Origin of the sequence: Flavobacterium lacustre, from assembly GCF_027474525.2 — a bacterium.
Classification (GTDB): Bacteria; Bacteroidota; Bacteroidia; order Flavobacteriales; family Flavobacteriaceae; genus Flavobacterium; species Flavobacterium lacustre.
Window position 1 is genome coordinate 1,730,850 of sequence record NZ_CP114882.2, and the last position, 21,159, is coordinate 1,752,008.

A 21,159-nucleotide genomic window follows, 5' to 3' on the forward strand; every position below is an offset into this window, starting at 1 on the left:
TTTCAATGAATCAAACAACGTCAAACGAAAATCCAGATCAAGATTTAAATTTAAAAGCTATTTTAGATAAGTATCTAATGCATTGGAAATGGTTTTTACTGGGTGTCATTATCAGTTTAACATTAGCTTTTGTTTATTTGCGATATGCTATTCCACTATATAAAGCAGCAACCACTATATTGGTCAAAGATGAGAAAAAAGGAGGGATGCTTTCTGAATTGTCTGCTTTTGCCGATATGGGATTGGGAACTGGTTTGAAAAGTAATGTTGACAACGAGGTTGAAATCTTAAAGTCCAGAACTTTAGTTGAGAGTACTGTTAAAAAACTTAATTTGAATATTTCCTTAATCGTTAAAGGGAAGGTTATTAATTCAGAATTGTTTAAAAAAGCGCCTATTGAGGTCTATTTTATTAATACTTCCCCTGAGTTTTATGAGTCTAAAATAACACTTCAATATTTAGCACTCAACCCTACTTCATTTGAACTAAAAAATGAGTCAGTTACAGATTCTGTAAAGTTGTTTCAGGGTGGTAAAAAAATATTTCGATATGGAGAATTGATTAAAACAAAGTACGGGGACCTAATAATTTCTAAATCTATTGTTCGCTCCAAACAGTTTGAGGATACTACTCCCATTAGTATTTTAATCCGTCCCTTAGAAGATGTTGCTGAAAATTTTAAAAATATATTGAAAGTAACTCCTTTGAGTAAAACCAGCAGTGTTGTTGAGTTGACCATTGTGGATCCCGTAAAAACAAAAGCAGAAGATTTTTTAGATAATCTGGTTCAGATTTACAATGAAAATGCGGTTGCAGATAAAAATTTTATTTCTGAAAATACGTCGCAATTTATCGCCAATCGTTTGAAACTGATTACGCAAGAGTTGGATGGAGTGGAACAGGACGTTGAGAGTTTTAAAAAATCCAATGATTTAACTGATATTGAATCGGAAGCGAAACTTTTTATTGAAGGCTCCAGTGAGTATAATAAAAAATTGGTGGAGACCGAAATTCAATTGAATGTGGTTTCTTCTATGTTGGATTTTATCAAGAAAAGTACTCCTTCTGATTTGTTGCCTACTACTTTAATTGATAGTAAAAGTGATGCTTCCGGATTAATCAATTCGTATAATGAATTGGTTTTGAATCGCAACCGGATTCTGAAATCGGCTACAGCGGCAAATCCTTCAGTCGTAAAAATTGAACAGGAAATAGCTTCATTAAAAGCTACAGTGTCTTCCAGCTTGGGACGATTACAGTCCAATTTAAACATCCAAAAAAGAAATTTGAACAGCACTGAAAGTCTGTTGAATGCTAAGATTGGAAAAATTCCGGTTCAGGAGCGTCAGTTTAGAGTGATTGCCCGTCAACAGAAAGTAAAAGAAGAATTGTATTTGTATTTATTGCAAAAAAGAGAAGAAACCGCTATTTCTTTATCGGCAACCGAGCCCAATGCGCGTGTCATCGATTCGGCAAAAGCGTTAAAAATTCCTGTTTCGCCTAAAAAGAATATTATCTATTTAGCCGCTTTATTGCTTGGACTTTTGATTCCTTTTGGAGTTATCTATGTGTTGGATTTATTAGATACTAAAATTAAAAGCCGATTGGATTTAGAGGGTAATACCAAAATTCCTTTTATTGGTGATGTTCCTACTTCTGATAGTCCTAACGAAATTATTCAATCGGAGAGCCGTACCAGTTCTGCAGAAGCCTTGCGTATTGTTCGAACAAATCTTGGGTTTATGCTCCGAAACGTCAAAGAAGGGGATGCTAAAACGATCTTTTTAACCTCTACTTTTCCAAAAGAAGGAAAAACGTTTGTCTCTGTTAATTTAGCAGCAACGTTTGCTTTGTCCGGTCAAAAAGTATTATTAGTCGGAATGGATATCCGAAATCCAAGGATTGATGATTATTTGGTTTTACCCAGCCGTGGAGTAACCAATTATTTATCGTCTAAGGAATTGGATTTAAAAGATCTGATTGTTAAACAAGACGGATTTGAGCATTTTGATGTATTGCCAGCCGGAATCATTCCGCCTAATCCTGCTGAATTGCTGATGAGCAAAAAAGTGAATGTGCTTTTTGAAACCCTTAAAAAAGAATACGATTATATTATTGTGGATACTGCGCCTGTCAGTTTAGTGACGGATACGCTATTGATCGCCAGTCATGCTGATTGCTTTATTTATGTAGCCAGAGCCAATTTCCTTGAAAAACGTATGTTGAGTATCGTTAACGGTCTTTACAAAGAACAAAAATTACCTAATATGTGTCTGCTTCTTAATGATACCGATTCCACCAAAGGCTACGGCTACGGGTATGGGTATGGTGTGAATGTTAAAAAAGTGGCTTGGTATAAGAAGTTGTGGCAGTAATAGGTGTTGGGTACTGGGTACTGGGTTTTGGGTACTGGGTGAGTGGTGAGAAGTGAGTTGTGAGTTGTGAAATGGTGAGTGGTGAAATGGTGAGTTGTGAGTGGTGAAAGGGTGATAAGTGAATGGTGAAAAAAGTAACAGAATTCAGGTGATAGATTTTGGTTTTGGGTGTTAGGTCTTGGGTCTTGGTACTAAGTAGCAGCATTCGGATTGCCTATTCCAATTTGAAGAATTGATTGTTAGCAATTATTTCTTTCAGTGGGGTTGTATCTTTTAATTTTACTTTAAGGTTGAAAGATTCGATGTGTTTGGTGTGGTGGACGTCACTGCCTACATAACTGTACATTCCTTTTTGAAGCAGCTGTTCTGCAATTTTGGTGATACTTTCCCCGTAATAACCTACTACTGCCAGTAAATTTAATTGAAATACGCAACCGGCTCTTTTGAGTTTTAGATATTCTTCTGTATTTTTATGGTAAAATAAATAACGTTCCGGATGCGCTAACACCGGAATATACCCCGCTACCTGCAGATCGAAAAGAATTGCATACAATTGCATTGGAGCGTTGATGTACGACATTTCCACCAATACATAATTGTCTTTCAGGGTCAACAATTCCTCTGATTTAAAACGGGTTACGAAAGAGTCATCCATCATGTATTCTGCTGCCACTTTCAGCGGGACCTTGGTGTTGTGTTGGTTTAACTTTGTAAAGGTTGCTGACGCATTGCTGCGAATTTGTTCGTGCGAATTATCCCAAACATGCTGAATGATATGTGGGGTGGTGATGAACTGTTTGAACCCCAGGTCCTGAAGACTTCGGGTGAGTTCCAAAGTATCCTCAAAATTTCTGGCTCCATCATCAATACCCGGCAACAAGTGCGAATGAATATCAATATAATTGTCTGGAATTAAATCTTTGAGTACCGGTTTTGATTTGAATAGTGTTAACATGGTGTAAAGGTAAAAAAAAAGTGTTGGTATATTGTATGGTATGATTTTTTAATACTTTGAACGGTGTAGTTTTTACCCAGATGGCTTGATTGTTTATCAATACTGACTCTCCAATTTTTTTTATGGAATATGATAGGCGATGCAAGTTGCTGTGTTGTATTTTCGGTGCAGGAAAACGTGTTTTTTTCGGTCTTGTTTCATGAAGCCTATGAATAAAAAAGTAAGGTGCAATTGGTCTCCTTTGGGTTTTTCGGTTGTAAGGGTTATCGTTTGTTTTTCGGATTCTTTGTCTAAAATACAATCCGTGCTGTAGCAAGTGTCGAAAGTTTCCTTTTCGAAATTCCAATTGGCTGTTGCGGCAGCGAAAACTACGTGAGTAGCTTCTTCCGGCCAGTCTAGCTGTTCTTTGGCTATGAAATTTTCCAGAACCACTGTTTGCGTTTCAACTAAGCATTGTTCTTTTATTTTCAACACTTGGCGCATCGGTCTTAGTTTATTGCTTTCAAAAAATAAAAGGGCTTCTTTGCCTTCGTCAGTTTTTAAGCCTTCTATCAGTGTTCTTTCCCCTTTTGGTTGTGTGGTGTCTTCCTGGAGTATTTCAAGAAGAAGTTTGTTTATTCTGCCCGCTACACTTCCGTCTTTGGCTAGTTTGTTGAATCGTGCCGCGAGTTGGCGAAATTGGAACGCTTTTTTTGAACAATGACCAAGTTCTTTTCCCTGATTCCGTATTGGATCAAAAATAGGGTTGTTTTTAAAGTCTTTGGATGTTACACCTGTTTTTCCTTTTTTACGGACATAATTGATACCGTCCGCTACGACGAAGTTTAAGTCGTCTAAAGTGCCTTGGATTTGGAATGGGGCGATTACTTTGGCCATAGGTTTTATTTTAGTTTTATGTGTTTAAATATACGGCCTTTTGTGTCAATAAGAAAGTGTTTTTCTTACATTTTTTTACCAATTTACTTGTGTGATTGAGTCTCGTTCTTTTCTTTTTTCATAGTATTTACTCACTGAATTGACCTAAATTAGCTAGTGGCAATTTTTATTTGCGTTTTTTTAACCGAATTCCTGGAGTGCTTTAAAATTAATACCAAACCAAGACGCAAATTATTATATTTGTACTTAACAATATTTTACGATAGATTTAAAATTCAAAAAGAAAAGCCAAACGTTTTTGGTTCGCTATTCCCTTATTATGAGTACTACTGAGTCTACACCTAACTCCTGGTTGTTTGAAATAACACCTAAAAACAAATTTTTTTCCCTTAATTTGAAGGAAGTGTGGCAATACCGTGATTTGTTGCTGCTTTTTGTAAAGCGCGATGTGGTTACGGTATATAAGCAAACCGTTTTGGGACCGCTTTGGTACTTGATTCAGCCGCTGTTTACTTCGGTAACTTTTACGATTATTTTCAATAGTGTGGCGGGTATTAATACCGGAACAGTACCTCCTTTTTTGTTTAATTTGGCCGGAATCACCGTTTGGAATTATTTTACAGCTTGTCTGAATGGTACTTCCAATACTTTTGGCAGCAATGCCGGAATTTTTGGTAAAGTTTATTTTCCCCGTATCATTGTTCCCCTGTCTATCGTGATTTCTAATTTGTTGAAATTTGGAATTCAGTTTTTTATCTTTATTTGTTTTTACCTGTACTATTATCTTCAAGGGGCTGCAATAGGAATGAATGCAACGACCTTATTTTTTCCGTTACTGATTGTTATGATGGGCATTTTAGGTTTGGGCTTGGGGATGTTTATATCGTCCTTGGTTACTAAATACCGTGATTTTAGTAATTTGGTTGGTTTTGGTGTGCAGTTGTTGATGTATGTATCGGCTGTTATGTATCCAATGGCATTAATCAAAGAAAAATTACCTACTTACGGCTGGCTTGTGGAATACAATCCACTGGCTTATGTGATAGAAACTACGCGCTACATGTTGCTTGATGTCGGTCATATCTCTCTCTTAGGTTTGGGGTATACTTTTTTAGTGATGATTACTGTGTTTTTTGTCGGAGTGTTGATTTTTAACAGGACGGAGAAGAGTTTTATTGATACGGTTTAGGTGTGTTGTGAATAGTGAATAGTGAATAGTGAATAGTGAATAGTGAGGAGTGAATAGTGAGGAGTGAGTGGTGAATCGTGAGTTGTGAAAGGTGAGTGGTGAGTGGTGAGTGGTGAATCGTGAATTGTGAGTAGATTAGTTTATTTTGACAACCAATCTACTCACAATTCACGATTCACTACTCACAAAAAATAAAGATATGGATCATAAAGATTTGGAGGTTTGGAAGAAGAGCATGGATTTGGTGATTATGGTCTATCAAATTACACAAATGTTTCCAGACACTGAGAAGTATGGTTTAACGAGTCAGATGAGAAGGGCAGCGGTATCTATTCCTTCTAACATTGCCGAGGGAGCAGCACGGAAGGGTGATAAGGAGCTCATGCAGTTTCTTTCTATTTCAATAGGGTCGCTTTCAGAGTTGGAAACTCAATATTTAATTGCTATACGATTGGGTTTTGTGACAAAAGAAGCCACTTTTGATCTGCAACTGATTGATGTTAAAAAGCTTTTGATTGGTTTTAAGAATTATATAAGTAGGAAGTGAATAGTGAATAGTGAATGGTGAATGGTGAGTTGTGAGTTGTGAGAAGTGAGGGGTGAGTTGTGAGTGGTGAGTTGTGAGTTGTGAAAAGTGAAAGGTGAGTTGTGAATGGTGAAAGTTGAGAAGTGAATTGTGAGTGATGATGCGCTATCTTACCAAAAAAATAAAAAAAGAAAATATTATATAGCTAAAAAACGAGTAAAATGAAACGGAATTGTGAATAGTAAGAAGTTGTTCTCTATTCACCTTTCACTATTCACTTCTCCCGAATTATGAAAGACATTATATTAAAAGCCGAAAATATCTCTAAGCAATACCGACTGGGGCAAGTGGGTACCGGTACTATGGCGCATGATTTGAACCGTTGGTGGCATCAGATCCGCGGGAAGGAGAATCCGTATTTGAAAATAGGGGATACGAATGACCGCAGTACTAAAGGCAGCAGTGATTATGTGTGGGCTTTGCAGGATATTAATTTTGAGGTGGAGCGTGGTGAAATTTTAGGGATTATAGGAAAAAATGGCGCGGGTAAATCTACTTTGTTGAAGATATTGTCCCGAGTGACTGCTCCCACTACCGGCAGTATTAAGTTTGGCGGTCGCGTGGCTTCTTTGCTTGAAGTGGGGACCGGATTTAACGGCGAAATGACGGGCAGGGAAAATATTTACCTGAATGGTGCCATTTTAGGGATGACCAAAAAAGAAATCACTTCTAAGATTGATGCCATTATTGATTTCTCCGGTTGCGAACGCTATATAGATACCCCCGTAAAGCGATACAGCAGCGGGATGTATGTGCGTTTGGCTTTTGCTGTAGCCGCGTTTCTAGAGCCTGAAATTTTGATTATCGATGAGGTTTTGGCTGTGGGTGATGCGGAGTTCCAGAAGAAAGCCATTGGGAAGATGCAGGATATTTCTAAAACAGGAGGCCGAACGGTCTTGTTTGTTAGTCATAATATGGGATCTATAGCTAGTTTGTGTAAATCAGGAATTTATATGGAAAATGGGAAGATCATTATGCAAGATAATATTTCAAAAATAATTGATGCTTATGTGAGTTCGAATTCGAATTCTGAAAGTTATAATTGTATTAAAGATGATGTTAATTTTATTTCAGGGGTTAAAATTTTAAATAAAGGTATTGAAACAAATCAATTTGGTATAAATGATAAAATTCAAATTTCTATCAAAGGTATTTTGGGTAATATTGAACCTTCTAAAGTTGGATTAGCATTGTTAGATAGAAATAAGAATAAAATTTTCACAACTCATTATGACTTGTCAAATAAAAATAAAGAAAAAAATATTTTTAATATGATTTGTGATATTCCTGAAAAAACAATTTGTCCAGGATTATATTCTTTTGATATAGCTTTGTTCAATATAGGAGGGATGGTGTTTGATTATGTTAGCGATATATGTCAAATATCTGTTTTAGAAACGGGTTCTGATATGCATTTTGATAAGAATTTTGGAAGTGTTTTTGTTAATTGTAAATGGGATGAGAAAAATTAAAAAGATATTAAGATTTTTTTTAACTAGAGCTAATATTCAAATGCAATTTGTTGATGAAATTAATACAGTTAATAGGAATAAAATTTTTTTTCCTAACGTTGAATTTATTAATTCAGAAATAGGGGATTATTCATATATAGCTAGAAATTCAATTATTCATAATACAACAATTGGTAAATTTTGTTCTATTGGTCCTAATGTTGTTGTTGGTTATGGAGATCACCCAATTCACCTTTTGTCAACTTCGCCGATTTTTTATAGTGAAAAGACAGGTTTTGATATTGGCCCAAATAAAGATTTATTTTGTGGACATTCAAAAGTTGAAATTGGAAATGATGTTTGGATTGGAGCAAATGTTTTTGTCAAGAATGGAATTAAAATTGGGAATGGAGCTGTAATTGGTGCAGGTTCAGTAATAATAAATGATGTCGTACCATATTCAGTTACCGTTGGTGTGCCTGGCAAAATAAAATCAAAAAGGTTCTCAGAAGATATAATTTTTAAATTAGAAGAATTAAAATGGTGGGAGTGGCCAAATGAAGTAATTAAAGACAATCATAATATTTTATCTTCGGAAAAAATTATTGAAAACATAGATTTATTATTTGAGATAAAAAAAGCAAATAAAATTGAATAATGATACTTAAACAGCCAAAAATAACAGTTCTGATGCCCGTCTACAATTGTGAGTTGTATATTCGAGAAGCTGTAGACAGTATCTTAAATCAAACCTTTAAGGATTTTGAGTTTTTAATAATTGATGATGCTTCATCGGATGAAACGGTTATGATTTTAAAATCATATTGTGATCCTAGAATTCAATTAATAGAAAAACAAATAAACACGGGCTACACAAACAGTTTAAATCAGGGCTTAAAATTAGCAAAAGGTGAATTTATAGCTCGGATGGATGGAGATGATATTAGTTTACCAGAACGATTTGCAAAGCAAGTATCTCTCTTAGATAAAAATCCTGAAGTAATAATGTGTGGTACATCGTATTCAATAATTGGAGAGAACGAGATTTTTTTACTACCAGAGAGCCATCAAGAAATAAAAGTTAACCTTTTAAAAGGTAATTGTATTGTGCATCCAAGTGTTATGTTAAGGAATAATATAATAGTTGCCAATAATATAAGTTATGACCAACAAACGGAACCGGCTGAAGATTATGATTTATGGGTTAGATTGTTATTATTAGGCAAACTACATAATTTGCAAGAATGTTTATTACGTTATAGAGTTCATGATTCACAGGTTTCTTCCGTTAGAAATAAACAACAAGTTCAAGTTGCTAAAAATGTTCGCTTAAAACTATTATGTTCATTAGAGAATAGTATTTTGCAAACACATAAAAACATTTATTTAAAATATATTGACGATGAAGAAGAATTAACATTTGAGGAGTTTACGGGTCTTATAGATTTAAAAATCAAATTACTTAACGCCAATGTTAATGGCTTTTTCTGTATTGACGGATTTAATAGTTATTGGGTTCAAATGGAATCAAATTTTATTAATTATTATTTTAAGAATAGAACTTCTTATTCTATTTTAATTTTAAAGCAATATGTGTCAATTTTTAGCAAATTAAATAGTAGGCTAAAGCCTAAAGAAATAATAAAATTGTTTGTAAAGACGTTGTTAAATCACAAAGTAAAATGAATGAGCTTGTTTCAATAATTGTTTCCTGCTACAATCAAGCGCAATACTTGGATGAAGCCTTACAATCGGTGTTGGGTCAAACTTACACGAATTGGGAATGTATTATTGTGAATGATGGAAGTCCTGATAATACAGAGGAAGTCGTAAAAAAATGGATAGAAAAGGATTTAAGGTTTAAATATTTTTATAAAGAAAACGGAGGTTTAAGTAGTGCCAGAAACTTAGGATTAAACAACGTAAAAGGCGAATACATTCAGTTTTTGGATTCGGATGATGTTTTAGGTAATAGAAAATTAGAATTATCAATTAAAGAATTACATCTTGATAAGAATATAAATGTTGTTATTTCTAATTTTAGAATGTTTACTATTAATCCTGATTATTCTTCTGCACCATATTGTACGTTAGATTTTGAGTTTTTTAATTTTAAGAGTGTTTTATTAAAATGGGAATCAATATTTAGTATTCCAATACATTGTGGTTTATTTAGTGCACTGTTATTTCAAGATTTCAGATTTCCAGAAGAATTAAAAGCTAAAGAGGATTGGGTTATGTGGCTGACTTTGTTTCAAAAGGAATTCAAAGTTTTTTTTGTAAATAAATCCTTAGTTTATTATCGAAAGCATCAAGAGAGTATGACTAATGATGCTAAATATATGTTAGAAAATCATATGAAAGCAATTGTATATATTAGGGATATAATCTCTGAAAAAGATTATACAGACTATCTTCATCTTGAACTCTTGCAAAAATATAATGAAACTATAAAATTGAAAACTACAATATACAATTATCAAAATTCAGCCACTTACAAAATGGCAAAAAAGATTAAAGCTACATTTTTATCAAAATATTTTTTTAAAATAATTAAAAAATAGAAAAATGCTTGCTATTATAATTCCATATTATAAGTTGACTTTTTTTGAGGATACGCTTTTTTCACTAGCCAATCAAACCGATAAAAGGTTTAAAGTATATATTGGCAATGATGCGAGTCCAGAAGACCCTCAGTTTTTATTAGATAAATATAAAGGAAGACTTGATTTTGATTATCATAGATTTGAAGAAAATTTGGGAGGAGTTTCTCTTGTTCAACAGTGGGATCGATGTATTGGCATCGCTGAGCAAGAAGAATGGTTAATGATACTTTGTGATGATGATACCCTGAGTAAGAACTGCATTGCCGATTTTTATAGTAGTTTACCAGAAATTAATAATGCTCAATGTAATGTAGTTCGTTTTGCAACACGAATAAAACAAATGGGGTTAAAAAAAATCTCAGAGTTGTATGAACACCCAGTTTTAGAAAAATCAACTGAATTCATGTTTAGACGAATGACTAATGCAACACGTAGTTCCTTATCAGAATATGTTTTTAGAAAAAGTATGTATTTGCGTTATGGTTTTTTTAATTATCGTTTGGCATGGCATTCCGATGATAGGGCTTGGCTTGAATTTTCGCAGTTTAAAAATATCTTTACTATTAATTCAGCATCTGTATGTTTTAGGCTCAGCGACGAAAATATTTCCAGAAGTGACTTTATGATTAAAGAAAAAAATCAAGCTACCTTAGCGTTTTATAATTTTGTTATATTCAAGCATATTTTAAAATTCAAGCGTTTTCAACGAAAAGAACTATTACTTATTTACGAACAATTTATTTATAAGATAAACGAAGTAGATTTTAATTTTTTTATTCGCGTCTTTGCACTCTTATTTTTTAATCTATATTTTATACAATCTATAAAGTTTACAAGAAGACTTTTAATCTATTTAAATAAGCATGCTCAAAGTTCCTAAAATAGCCATTATTATTCCGGTTTATAATCGAGAGCATTTACTAAATTATACATTAGACAGTATTATAGCGCAATCATTTACGGACTGGGAATGTATACTAGTCGATGATCATAGTACAGATGCCTCTTTTGAGGTGATGGAAGAATACCAAAAAAAAGATGCGCACTTTAAAGCCTATAAAAGACCCAGCGAATTAAAAAAAGGAGCGAATTCATGCAGAAATTTTGGATATACAAAATCGAACGCTCCTTTTATAAAATGGTTTGATAGTGACGATATTATGCTCCCCAATCATTTAGAAATTGCCTATCAAATAATAATTGAAAATAAATTGGATTTTGTAGTTACAGATACTATAAATTTTGATCATATAACTGGTGATATGATTGATAAGCCTTATAATTTTGATCGTATAAAAGCTGTTTTTACTGCTAAAAATTATGCTTTAAATCAAATAGGTTGGATTACAGATGATTTTTTAGCAACTCGAGGCTGTGTTCAAAATATTCTGTTTAATGAAATAATCACTGATGGAGACGAATATAATTTTTTTATTAAATTATTACATCATACTACTAACGGGGCATTTATCAATCAAATTCTAACTCACCGCAGAATTCATGAAAATTCAATAACTATTCAAAATAAAATAAATCAAACGAAACATATACAAATTATAGCAACATTAAAATTCCAAACAGCGAAGGATTTGATTTTTTATGATAATAAGGAATTAATATGTTGGTTTTTATCGGGGTACATGCAGCAGGCTTTCGCTTTAGCAAAGTTGAAGTCATCTATTCCTTCTGTCAAGTTAGCTTTCAAGTTGATTCATAATTATTTTTCATTTAGCAAAGCAGTAGCCTTTATATTTGCTATTATTATAGTTAAGTATTTGGGCAGGGGCTATGCTATTTTAAAATATGCTCGTACATAAAAAGAAAAAATATGATTCAAGGAGTTTCTAAAGAAAAAGCTATAAAAAATTTGGTATCTGTTGTTATACCTTGTTTTAATGATGCAAAGTATATTGAAAAGGCGGTTCTTTCCGTTTTGAATCAATCGATTGGAGATGTTGAAGTAATTGTAGTTGATGATGGTTCGGATAAAGCCACAAAGGAAGTACTTAAAAAAATAGAGCATCAAATATCCATATTAATAACACAAAAAAATAAAGGTCAAAGTGCCGCAAGGAATACGGGAATTAAAGCCGCTAGTGGAACCTATATTTTGGTGTTAGACAGTGATGATTATTTTGAAACTAGTTTTTGTGAAAAGGCAATAGATATTTTAGAAAACAGAGAGATAAAATTAGTGACTTGTTATACTAAAAGATTTAATGATTCTTATTGTGATAATCATTATCCCCAAGGAGGATATTTAAAAGATTTTTTGATGTATAACCAAGCTACAGGTAGTGTTATGTTCAGAAAAAAGGAATGTATTGCAGTCGGAGGATATGATGAAACAATGCGATTCGGTTTTGAAGATTGGGAATTTTACATTCGATTATTGGAAAAAGGGGGTTATGCATTTGTTATTCCTGAATTTTTATTTCATTATAGATTAAAAGAGAACTCTACTACATCAAGAGCAAATAAAATCAAATATCATTTACAGTCTTTTATTTATGAAAAGCATAAAGCATTATATGTATTATATTTTCAAGATTTTATCATTCATTTAATCAGTAGAATAGAAAGAGAAGAAACAGAAAAAATTAAGAATACAGAGCGCTTAGAATTTAAAATAGGTAAAGTTATTTTGGCACCTTTTCGGTGGATTAAATATTGTTTGAAATGAAAATATGTCCTAAAGTTACCATTATAATGGCTACCTATAATAGAGAAAAATATATTATAGAAACGCTAAAGTCGATTCAATCACAGTTTTTTTTAGATTGGGAATGTTTGATTATTGATGATGGTGGTTTTGATAATACCATTGAAATTATTACCCCAATACTTGAAGAAGATAAAAGATTTCAGTTTTTTAAACGACCTGAGGATTATTTAAAAGGATTGCCAGGATGTCGTAATTATGGTTTGGATCTAGCAAAAGGTGATTTTATTATTTTTTTCGATGATGATGATATTGCACATCCACAAAATTTGGAGATATGTGTTAAGGAGTTGTCAACGAGAGAGATCTCCTTCTGCAGATATATAAGAGCTGTTTTTTTTGAAGATTTTATTTATGATTTTGATTTATCAAAAAAATACACTTCGTTTTATATTGATTATACTAACATCGAAAAAATCGTCAAAAATGAACTTCTTTTTAACTCTTGTGCTGTAATGTGGAAAAAAGAATGCTTTTATGACCATCGGTTTGTCGAACATCTTATGTATGCCGAGGAGTGGGAGTTGTATTCTAGAATTATTACAGATGGGTTTTCAGGGATTTCTATAAATAAGACATTGTTTTATGGACGTAAACATCCGGAATCTAATACAGGGGAATTTTTTAGAAATAATCCAATTCGAACTGCATCAAATGCAGAAGCAATTCTTTTAGTATTAAAAAATTTACATCAAAAACAATTACTTACATATCCCATTTTGAGGTACTTTATTCAAATTTCTTTAAGTTACAAAAAATATAATTTAAAAAGAAGAATAGTGGATGCGCTCGATTTATCTACATTTGAAGTATTTAAATTAGAATTGCTATATAGTTTTTTGCCTATGCGATTATACTTTTATGGAAAGTGGAGAAAAATAAATAGATAATAACATTTACAATGAAGTTTTTAGTAATAGTACAAGATTTGAGAATATCTGGAACTAGCGAAGGTATTGTGTCTCGATCTTTTTTATCGAAGTTGAGAACTGCATATCCAGAAGCAATAATTGATTTATGTTACTTTATGGGTTATGAACATGATTATGATAAAGAGTTACTGGGGATAAACTCGATTTCAGAATATGTAATACCAAGAAGACCGCCTTTTTATATTAAATGGATAAATGCCATATACAGACGATTATTTACTAGATCTATTTATAAAAAGTATTACTTTTCTAAATTTAAAAGCCGAATTGCCAAAATCCCATATCAGGATTATAATCAGATTTTTATAAGAAGTTCTGGTTTAGAGTATGAAGCAATTTTAGCCGCTATAGATTTGCCTATACTTAGAAATGCAATCATAAATTTTCATGACCCTTATCCATTTTTTTTTGATACAAGTTCGATCAAAGAATTAACTAAGAGGGATCTTTTAGATTTTCAAGAAATGTATAAAGTTGTTCAGGCGAGTAAAGCCTGTATTACACCATCATCATTGCTTTCTAAAGATTTACAAGTAATCTATGGAAACCAAAAAAAGTTTTATACCTTACCACATCAATATGATAGCAAAGCTTTCAATTTGTCGGATGTTTCATTGATTAGAAAAAAAGAAAAAAACATTTCAATTTCATATCATGGAGGATTGCAATTTGGTAGAAATATAGATGTTCTATTAGATGCTTTCTCAAAATTGTGTGATGAAAGTCAGTATGTTAGAGATAACGTGGAAATGGTTTTTAGATTAAAAAGTGCTGAGAACAAGCGTTTATCTCTAAAATACAAGCAGTATAATAACATTCATATTTTGGATGGATTAGATTTCTCTAATTCTGCCAATGAGCAAATACATCAGGCAAATATCATAATCTTATTAGAAAGCTATTTAGATTACAGTAATATTCTATTAGGAAAAGCACCATTTGTGGCTTCATTGAATAAACCGGTTTTAGCATTATTACCCTCTGAATCTGAATTGAGAAAAATAATTAGGTATGAAAAGTATATTGCTACTTCCGATAATGTAGCGGAGGTAAAACAAAAGTTATTGAATCTTATAGACGACCATCATTCTGATCAAGTATTTACTGACCCTTTTGGTGATTACTTTTTGGATACTAATTTTAAAAGACAGTTGGATTATATAATGTCTAATGTCTAATGATATTTTAATATGTGTAAAAATAAAATTAATAGATTTTGCAGGTTAGAAGTTTCGTATTTGCTCTCTTATGATTATGAAATGATATTTCTTTCAATAAAACAGCTTTATAATTATGTTGATAGAATTGTAATTGCGATTGATAAGGATTTTAAGACATGGAGTGGTAATGACTTTATTATTCCAGATTCTTTTTTCGAAAGAATGAAGGAGATTGATTTTGAAGAAAAAATAGAATTTTACAAGGATTTCTTTTTTATTCCAACAAACTCTCCTATTGAGAATGAATCAAGAGAAAGAAATCTTGCATTAAAAAAATTAGCTAGGGGTTGGAAGATTCAATTGGATGTCGATGAGTATGTTTATGATTTTGAGGAACTGTCAAAATATTTAAAAAAATATTGGTATTTAACATTGCTTCCAAAATTTACCCCTATAAATTTTAAAGGCAATCTGATTACTTTGTTTAAAAAAATCGATAAAGGTTACTTGTATATTGAAAACAAAGAAGAGTTTGCTTTTATCACTAATCAAAGTCAAAATCAATTTACAAGGAAAAATTATAAAATAAGAAATATTAATATTAATATCAATGTAATTCACAATTCATGGGCTAGAGACAACAAGGAAATCATAAACAAAATTAAAAATTGGGGACATCGTGATGATTTTGATACCTTCGAATATTTTGAATTTTGGAAAAAATTGAATGAGGAAAATTATAAAGAAGTGAATGATTTTCACCCAACAGTTCCTAGTGTTTGGAATAGACTTCTTTTTTTAGAATGTAAAAATGAAGAAGAATTTATCCGTAATTATAGTAAAACCAATTTACAAAAGATAGTTAAGATACCATTTTCTATATTTTTAAAGGCATTGTATAATAAAGTTTTTAAGTAAATGTTAGCGATTGTTATTCCATATTTTAAGATTGATTTTTTTGAGCAAACATTAGAATCCTTATCAAATCAGACTAATAAAAAATTTACTGTTTACATCGGTGATGATGCAAGTCCTCAGGATTGTTTATGGCTATTGAAACAATTTGAAAGTAAATTTAATTTTAAATATAAAAAATTTGATATTAATTATGGTAGCAAGAGTTTAGTTCAGCAATGGAATAGATGTATTGATTTTGTAGAGAATGAGGATTGGGTAACAATTTTAGGTGATGATGATGTTTTGAGTGATGATTTTGTAGAGCAATTTTATAAAAAAAAACACATTTTTGAAAGAGAATTTAATGTTATTAGATTTAGTGTCGTAAAGATTGATGAAGCAGGAAAAACAATTTCAAATGTTTATACAAATTCTGAGATAGAAAGTTCAAAAAATATTATTTTAAATAATAAGAGAAGTTCGTTAAGTGAATATGTTTTTAAATTATCAGAAATTAGGAGTATAGGATTTAAAGATTTACCATTAGCATGGTGGTCTGATGTTTTGGCAGTTTTAGAATTTTCTAATTTTGGATATATTTATTCTATAAATGAAGCTATTGTATTTGTTAGAATATCAAGGATAAGCATTTCAGGTAATCAAAGTAATGAAGTTCAAAAAGAGAAAGCAAATTATTTATTTTTCTACTATCTTTTAAAGTATAAATCTCAATATTTTAGTTCTTCGGAGATAGACTTCCTATTTGAAAAAGTCTCTAAAAGATTTTTAAATAATCGAAAAAAAATAGAAATGTTTTATTCGATTTCAATATTATACCTTGAAAAAGGTAAGTTTTCTAACCTTTTACAATTTTTTAAAAAAATTATAAATAGTATATTATAGCTAATGCGAATAGGCTTCAATCCAAATAAAGACCAGATCACAAAAAAATCCGATTATTTACATCAGATTATAATTCCTGTTTTTATTCCTCATTTTGAAGGTTATTTTAAGGACAGTCTTGTTATTTTAAAACTGTGTTTGCAATCGCTATTCAATACAGTTCACAACAAAACTTTTATTACAATTGTAAACAACGGAAGTTGTAATGAAATTAAAAATTACCTAGACGAACTTCACAATAACAAAAAAATTCATGAAATAATTCATACCGAAAATATTGGAAAACTCAACGCAATCTTAAAAGGATTAGCAGGTAACAACATAGAGTTGGTGACCATTTCTGATTCCGATGTGTTATTTTTAGATGGTTGGCAACAAGAAACGATTAAAATTTTTAGCCATTTGCCAAAAGTAGGAGTAGTGGGTATAGTTCCACAATTTGGCATGTACAAAGTCAATTCGTCTAACGTGTTATTTGATTCTTTTTTTTCATCCAGACTTAAATTCATTCGAGTCAAAAATAATGAAGCCCTAGTGTCATTTTACGATAGTATAGGATGGAAACGAGATTACAATCCTAATTATTTAGAATATGTTTTAGGTTTTGAAGTTGATTCCAGTTTGAGTGTTTTGGTAGGTTCGGGACATTTTGTTGCTACATACAAAAAGGACATTTTTAGTCAGATTGTAAGTAATATTCCTTTTAAAATGGGAGGAATTAGTGAGCAATATTTAGATGAGTTACCACTTAAAAAAGACTATTGGCGTGTTACCACTTACGATAATTATGCTTATCATTTAGGAAATACATGGGAAGAATGGATGGATGCATTTATTAATAAAAGTAATAAAACTGAAGTTAATAATATTTTTGGAAATTTTCCAATTAATTCTAAATGCAGTACATTTAGATATGTAATGAAAAACAAGATTTTTAAAAAAATTCTTTTCAATAGTCTTGTTTTACGGTATTTCTACAAGTTAAAACAGTTGCCCAAATCAATGATTAAAAAATATTAAAATGGAAAATGGACCCGTGAAGTTTTCGATTTTAATAACCACCAAAAACCGAATAAAAGATTTGGCTTATACATTAGAAAAAAGTCGATATTTATTAGAAAGTGGTGATGTGAAGTGTATTATCTGTGACGATGGCTCTACAGATGGTACTAGCGGTTTTATACAAGCCAATTATCCTAAAATTCAACTGATTCAGAATAAAGAGAGTAAAGGACTTATATACAGCAGAAATAGATTGTTAGGTCTCGTGAATACTGAATTTGCTATTTCATTGGATGATGATGCTCATTTTATAACTGAAAACCCATTAAGCATATTAAAAGCTTATTTTGATACCAATCCGGTTTGCGGTGTAGTTGCATTACGAATTTTTTGGGGACTACATGCTCCGGCTGAAACTAATTCTAGTAAAGATAATTCGAATGTTCAAGGATTTGTTGGTTGTGCTCATGTATGGCGTATGAAAGCTTGGCGTGCTATTCCAGATTATCCAGCTTGGTTTATTTTTTATGGAGAAGAAGATTTTGCTTCCTATCAGTTGTTTAAAAATAACATTGAGATTCATTATTTACCTGAAGTTTTAGTGCATCACCGGGTGGATGTGAAAGCCCGAAAAAACAGTTCAGATTACACCCTGCGCCTGCGACGTTCACTACGGTCGGGTTGGTATTTGTACTTTTTGTTTTTTCCCTTACAAAAAATACCAATAAAAATGGCATATAGTATCTGGATGCAATTGCAATTGAAAGTGTTTAAAGGTGATTTTAAAGCATTCAAAGCGATATCTTTAGCGTTATTTGATTTGATGTTTGCTATTCCTAAAATTGTAAAATGTAGTAATAGATTGACTCAAATTGAGTATGATAGATATCAAAAGTTAGGGGAAACGAGGGTATATTGGAAGCCTGAAAAACAGTGAATAGTAATGAAGGTTTTAGATGTTGATAATTAAGATTTAAACAATAGATTATTATTGTTTACAAATTACCAGGTTCTTTTTTGAAAATCATTAAATTACACGAGCATATAATGCTAAAATTTATACACTGCTGAGACATTTTTATAAAATATACCATCACATATTGAAACATTTCACTACTTTTAGCCTATAATTCGACGGGTAACTGGAATTACTCGAGGTCTTACACTAATTAATTTGCTCAAAAAAACGGGGTTCTAGCCGGTATTTTGAGCTTTTTTTATAAAAAAAAGGTTTTTTTCTTTGATTTTTTCTACTTAGAGCTACGTTTATTTCGTTCATTTTAGGCTATTGACGGGTGTCATTTATTTATTAGGATGCTTTTTTTATCTCGTACTGACGCTTTTTTTATACCGTCCTTACGAAACAAAAGTCCGGTCAGGACGAAATGAATATAATTTTCGTTGTTAATGGACGAAAAAAAACCTCGAGTACTGGAATACTCGAGGTCTTACAATAATCAGATGCTTCTGATTACGGGGTTCTAGCCTGCTTTTCTAAATGATAAATCATTCAGCATAGTACGTAATTTTTTTCCGGGACGGAAAAGAATACGACTCTTGGTAATTGCATTAGCAGAGACTTCGGATTCTGTATCCTTGCCTACGGAACTAATTCCGACTTGAAAATTGCCCAGTCTGCCTAATTTGACAATTCTGCCTTGGCCTAATTCGCCAATGATGTTGTGTTCTAAAGACAACAATACGGCATAACAGTCAGATGCAGTAACTGTACACTGGTAGGAAATCAACTCAGCGAGTCTATCCAAATCGACATCACCGTCGGCAATTGCCGCGGCATAAAATTTTTCAGGTGCCATCGCATCCTGAGGGTTCTTTCTAGGAAGAACTTTGTACTTAACAGCCATACTTTTCATGGTATTAAATGAGTGAAAATTAATTAGTCTTAGTATACTTGTTAAAAGTACCTAACTGACTTCTCAAAGATACAATAGAATAGAGGGTTTAAAAACCAAAGTTATTCACAAACAAAGTACGTTTTTAACAAATTGATTTTTCTTCCCGTTTTTTATTTATTCTTTAAATTAAGTAATTGATAATTAGTATATTGTGATTTAATTTTTGTTTTTAATGCCTTTAAAATATACGATTTTTAAAATAGTAAATAAATAGTGTTTTTAGGAATCTGTTTACCCCCGGCCCCTAAAGGGGAGTGGTGATAGTGGGATTTCGTAGTTATGGAGGTTTTGCGTGGGGTTGATTATCATGGCCTATACCCCGGGCCCCTCAAGGGGAGTTGTAGTGGTGGGATTTTGTAGTTATGGTGGTTTTGAGTGGGGTTGATTATCATGGCCTATACCCCCTGACCCCTAAAGGGGAGTGGTGATAGTGGGATTTCGTAGTTATGGAGGTTTTGCGTGGGGTTGATTATCATGGCCTATACCCCCGGGGCCCCTAAAGGGGAGTTGTAGTGGTGGGATTTTGTAGTTATGGTGGTTTTGAGTGGGGTTGATTATCATGGCCTATACCCCGGGCCCTAAAGGGGAGTTGCATTAGTGGGATTTTATAGATTTGATGGTGTTTTATAGTTATGAATATGAGAAGTACCCATTTTCTATGACTCACTTTATGTTTATTTTGGAGTCGTTGCATCTTCGATTTCATGAGAGGAAGCGGCGGTAGTTGGATTTCGTAGATTTGTTATTTAAAGATTTAGATAAAACACTATTTTGCTATTTTTTTTTGGTCTTTGTATCTAAAGTAGTATTAAAGTTTCAGGAAGATTCTTAGAAATTAGAAAAAATAAGTATTTTTACAAGGATATAATTTCACCAATGAAAACTATTGCCATTATTCCTGCTCGTGGGAACTCCAAACGTTTGCCTAACAAGAATTTGTTGCTGTTAGATCAAATCCCTTTACTGGTACACAGTATTTTATTTGCTCAAAACAATCCATCTGTTATTGATGAAATCTATGTGACTACAGATAGTGCTACCATAAAAAAAGTGGCTTTGCAGTATGGTGTTCAAGTGATTGACCGACCTGATGCTATTTCAGGAGATTTTGAACCTACTGTAACGGCAGTACAGCATGTTTTAGATACGATTTCCTACACTCCGGATCATGTAATTGTATTGCAACCCACCAATCCGTTGCGTCCGGAGAATCTATTACAAGATGCTTTTGAAGCCTATGGGAACAGCAGTTGCGACAGTTTATTCACCGTTAGCAGGAATCATCAAAAACTGGGTAAAATTAGCAACCAATCTTTTATCCCTTTCAATTACGCTATAGGGCAGCGCAGCCAGGATTTAGAACCGCTTTATTTTGAAAATGGCTTATTGTACATTACTCAGACAAAATTGATACGGGAAGGTAAAATATTTTCTGAAAACAGCCTCCCTTATGAAGTAAATCATATTTTTGCGACAGTAGATATTGACACGCAAGATGATTTGGATTATGCAGCGTATTTAATCAATAAATCGTCTCGACTGCGCTCGACCTGACAGTTGTTGATATTGGAGAATTTTGTTGTCAAATC

At 32.3% G+C, this 21,159-nt stretch carries 20 protein-coding genes; 17 read left to right on the top strand and 3 right to left on the bottom strand.

What is annotated here, in order from left to right; all coding sequences use genetic code 11:
• Positions 1-5 precede the first annotated feature (5 nt).
• Positions 6-2,375 carry a GumC family protein gene (locus O6P34_RS07535; RefSeq protein ID WP_269686708.1) on the top strand — a complete coding sequence of 790 codons (2,370 nt, stop codon included), beginning with the start codon at positions 6-8 and terminating at the stop codon, positions 2,373-2,375.
• A gap of 214 nt (positions 2,376-2,589) precedes the next feature.
• Here the strand turns inward: O6P34_RS07535 and O6P34_RS07540 are convergent, their stop codons facing one another.
• Positions 2,590-3,330 (bottom strand): tyrosine-protein phosphatase, encoded by a 741-nt coding sequence (locus tag O6P34_RS07540; protein ID WP_269683901.1) that lies wholly within the window; start codon positions 3,328-3,330, stop codon positions 2,590-2,592.
• 120 nt (positions 3,331-3,450) lie between these two features.
• Entirely contained in the window at positions 3,451-4,206 is a 756-nt protein-coding gene (locus tag O6P34_RS07545; protein WP_269683902.1) for a hypothetical protein, read from the bottom strand.
• Between the two features lie 319 nt (positions 4,207-4,525).
• On the opposite strand from O6P34_RS07545, the gene O6P34_RS07550 reads away from it, so the two are divergent.
• The 15 genes from O6P34_RS07550 (at position 4,526) to O6P34_RS07620 (ending at position 18,591) form a co-directional block, all read left to right on the top strand.
• The gene (locus tag O6P34_RS07550) at positions 4,526-5,395 is read left to right on the top strand and encodes an ABC transporter permease (RefSeq protein ID WP_269683903.1); all 870 of its coding nucleotides are present in this window, start codon (positions 4,526-4,528) and stop codon (positions 5,393-5,395) included.
• 199 nt (positions 5,396-5,594) lie between these two features.
• The gene (locus O6P34_RS07555; protein WP_269683904.1) at positions 5,595-5,942 is read left to right on the top strand and encodes a four helix bundle protein; all 348 of its coding nucleotides are present in this window, start codon (positions 5,595-5,597) and stop codon (positions 5,940-5,942) included.
• Positions 5,943-6,211: 269 nt separating this feature from the next.
• On the top strand, positions 6,212-7,453 hold the full coding sequence (locus tag O6P34_RS07560; RefSeq protein WP_269683905.1) for an ABC transporter ATP-binding protein: 1,242 nt from the start codon (positions 6,212-6,214) through the stop codon (positions 7,451-7,453).
• The gene (locus O6P34_RS07565) at positions 7,440-8,090 is read left to right on the top strand and encodes a CatB-related O-acetyltransferase (protein ID WP_269683906.1); all 651 of its coding nucleotides are present in this window, start codon (positions 7,440-7,442) and stop codon (positions 8,088-8,090) included. The genes O6P34_RS07560 and O6P34_RS07565 overlap by 14 nt, the downstream gene beginning before the upstream one ends.
• Positions 8,090-9,118: a glycosyltransferase family 2 protein gene (locus O6P34_RS07570; protein WP_269683907.1), complete on the top strand. Its 1,029-nt coding sequence runs from the start codon at positions 8,090-8,092 to the stop codon at positions 9,116-9,118. The genes O6P34_RS07565 and O6P34_RS07570 overlap by 1 nt, the downstream gene beginning before the upstream one ends.
• Positions 9,115-9,996, top strand: coding sequence for a glycosyltransferase family 2 protein (locus O6P34_RS07575; RefSeq protein WP_269683908.1), 882 nt, complete (start codon positions 9,115-9,117; stop codon positions 9,994-9,996). The genes O6P34_RS07570 and O6P34_RS07575 overlap by 4 nt, the downstream gene beginning before the upstream one ends.
• A gap of 4 nt (positions 9,997-10,000) precedes the next feature.
• A complete protein-coding gene (locus O6P34_RS07580) occupies positions 10,001-10,918 on the top strand; it encodes a glycosyltransferase family A protein (RefSeq protein WP_269683909.1) in 918 nt (305 codons plus the stop codon).
• Positions 10,902-11,855 carry a glycosyltransferase family 2 protein gene (locus O6P34_RS07585; protein WP_269683910.1) on the top strand — a complete coding sequence of 318 codons (954 nt, stop codon included), beginning with the start codon at positions 10,902-10,904 and terminating at the stop codon, positions 11,853-11,855. Before O6P34_RS07580 ends, O6P34_RS07585 begins: the two co-directional genes overlap by 17 nt.
• Before the next feature lie 11 nt (positions 11,856-11,866).
• Positions 11,867-12,721 (top strand): glycosyltransferase, encoded by an 855-nt coding sequence (locus O6P34_RS07590; protein ID WP_269683911.1) that lies wholly within the window; start codon positions 11,867-11,869, stop codon positions 12,719-12,721.
• On the top strand, positions 12,718-13,650 hold the full coding sequence (locus tag O6P34_RS07595; RefSeq protein WP_269683912.1) for a glycosyltransferase family 2 protein: 933 nt from the start codon (positions 12,718-12,720) through the stop codon (positions 13,648-13,650). Before O6P34_RS07590 ends, O6P34_RS07595 begins: the two co-directional genes overlap by 4 nt.
• Positions 13,651-13,742: 92 nt before the next feature.
• On the top strand, positions 13,743-14,870 hold the full coding sequence (locus O6P34_RS07600; RefSeq protein WP_269683913.1) for a glycosyltransferase family protein: 1,128 nt from the start codon (positions 13,743-13,745) through the stop codon (positions 14,868-14,870).
• Between the two features lie 12 nt (positions 14,871-14,882).
• Entirely contained in the window at positions 14,883-15,770 is an 888-nt protein-coding gene (locus O6P34_RS07605; protein WP_269683914.1) for a hypothetical protein, read from the top strand.
• The gene (locus tag O6P34_RS07610) at positions 15,771-16,652 is read left to right on the top strand and encodes a glycosyltransferase (RefSeq protein WP_269683915.1); all 882 of its coding nucleotides are present in this window, start codon (positions 15,771-15,773) and stop codon (positions 16,650-16,652) included. It abuts the gene before it with no gap.
• Between the two features lie 3 nt (positions 16,653-16,655).
• Positions 16,656-17,672 carry a glycosyltransferase gene (locus tag O6P34_RS07615; protein WP_269683916.1) on the top strand — a complete coding sequence of 339 codons (1,017 nt, stop codon included), beginning with the start codon at positions 16,656-16,658 and terminating at the stop codon, positions 17,670-17,672.
• A 1-nt stretch (position 17,673) separates the two neighbouring features.
• Positions 17,674-18,591, top strand: coding sequence for a glycosyltransferase family 2 protein (locus tag O6P34_RS07620; RefSeq protein WP_269683917.1), 918 nt, complete (start codon positions 17,674-17,676; stop codon positions 18,589-18,591).
• 544 nt (positions 18,592-19,135) lie between these two features.
• Here the strand turns inward: O6P34_RS07620 and O6P34_RS07625 are convergent.
• Positions 19,136-19,519, bottom strand: coding sequence for an HU family DNA-binding protein (locus O6P34_RS07625; RefSeq protein WP_269683918.1), 384 nt, complete (start codon positions 19,517-19,519; stop codon positions 19,136-19,138).
• A 927-nt stretch (positions 19,520-20,446) separates the two neighbouring features.
• On the opposite strand from O6P34_RS07625, the gene O6P34_RS07630 reads away from it, so the two are divergent.
• Positions 20,447-21,124 carry an acylneuraminate cytidylyltransferase family protein gene (locus O6P34_RS07630; RefSeq protein ID WP_269683919.1) on the top strand — a complete coding sequence of 226 codons (678 nt, stop codon included), beginning with the start codon at positions 20,447-20,449 and terminating at the stop codon, positions 21,122-21,124.
• Positions 21,125-21,159 lie beyond the last annotated feature (35 nt).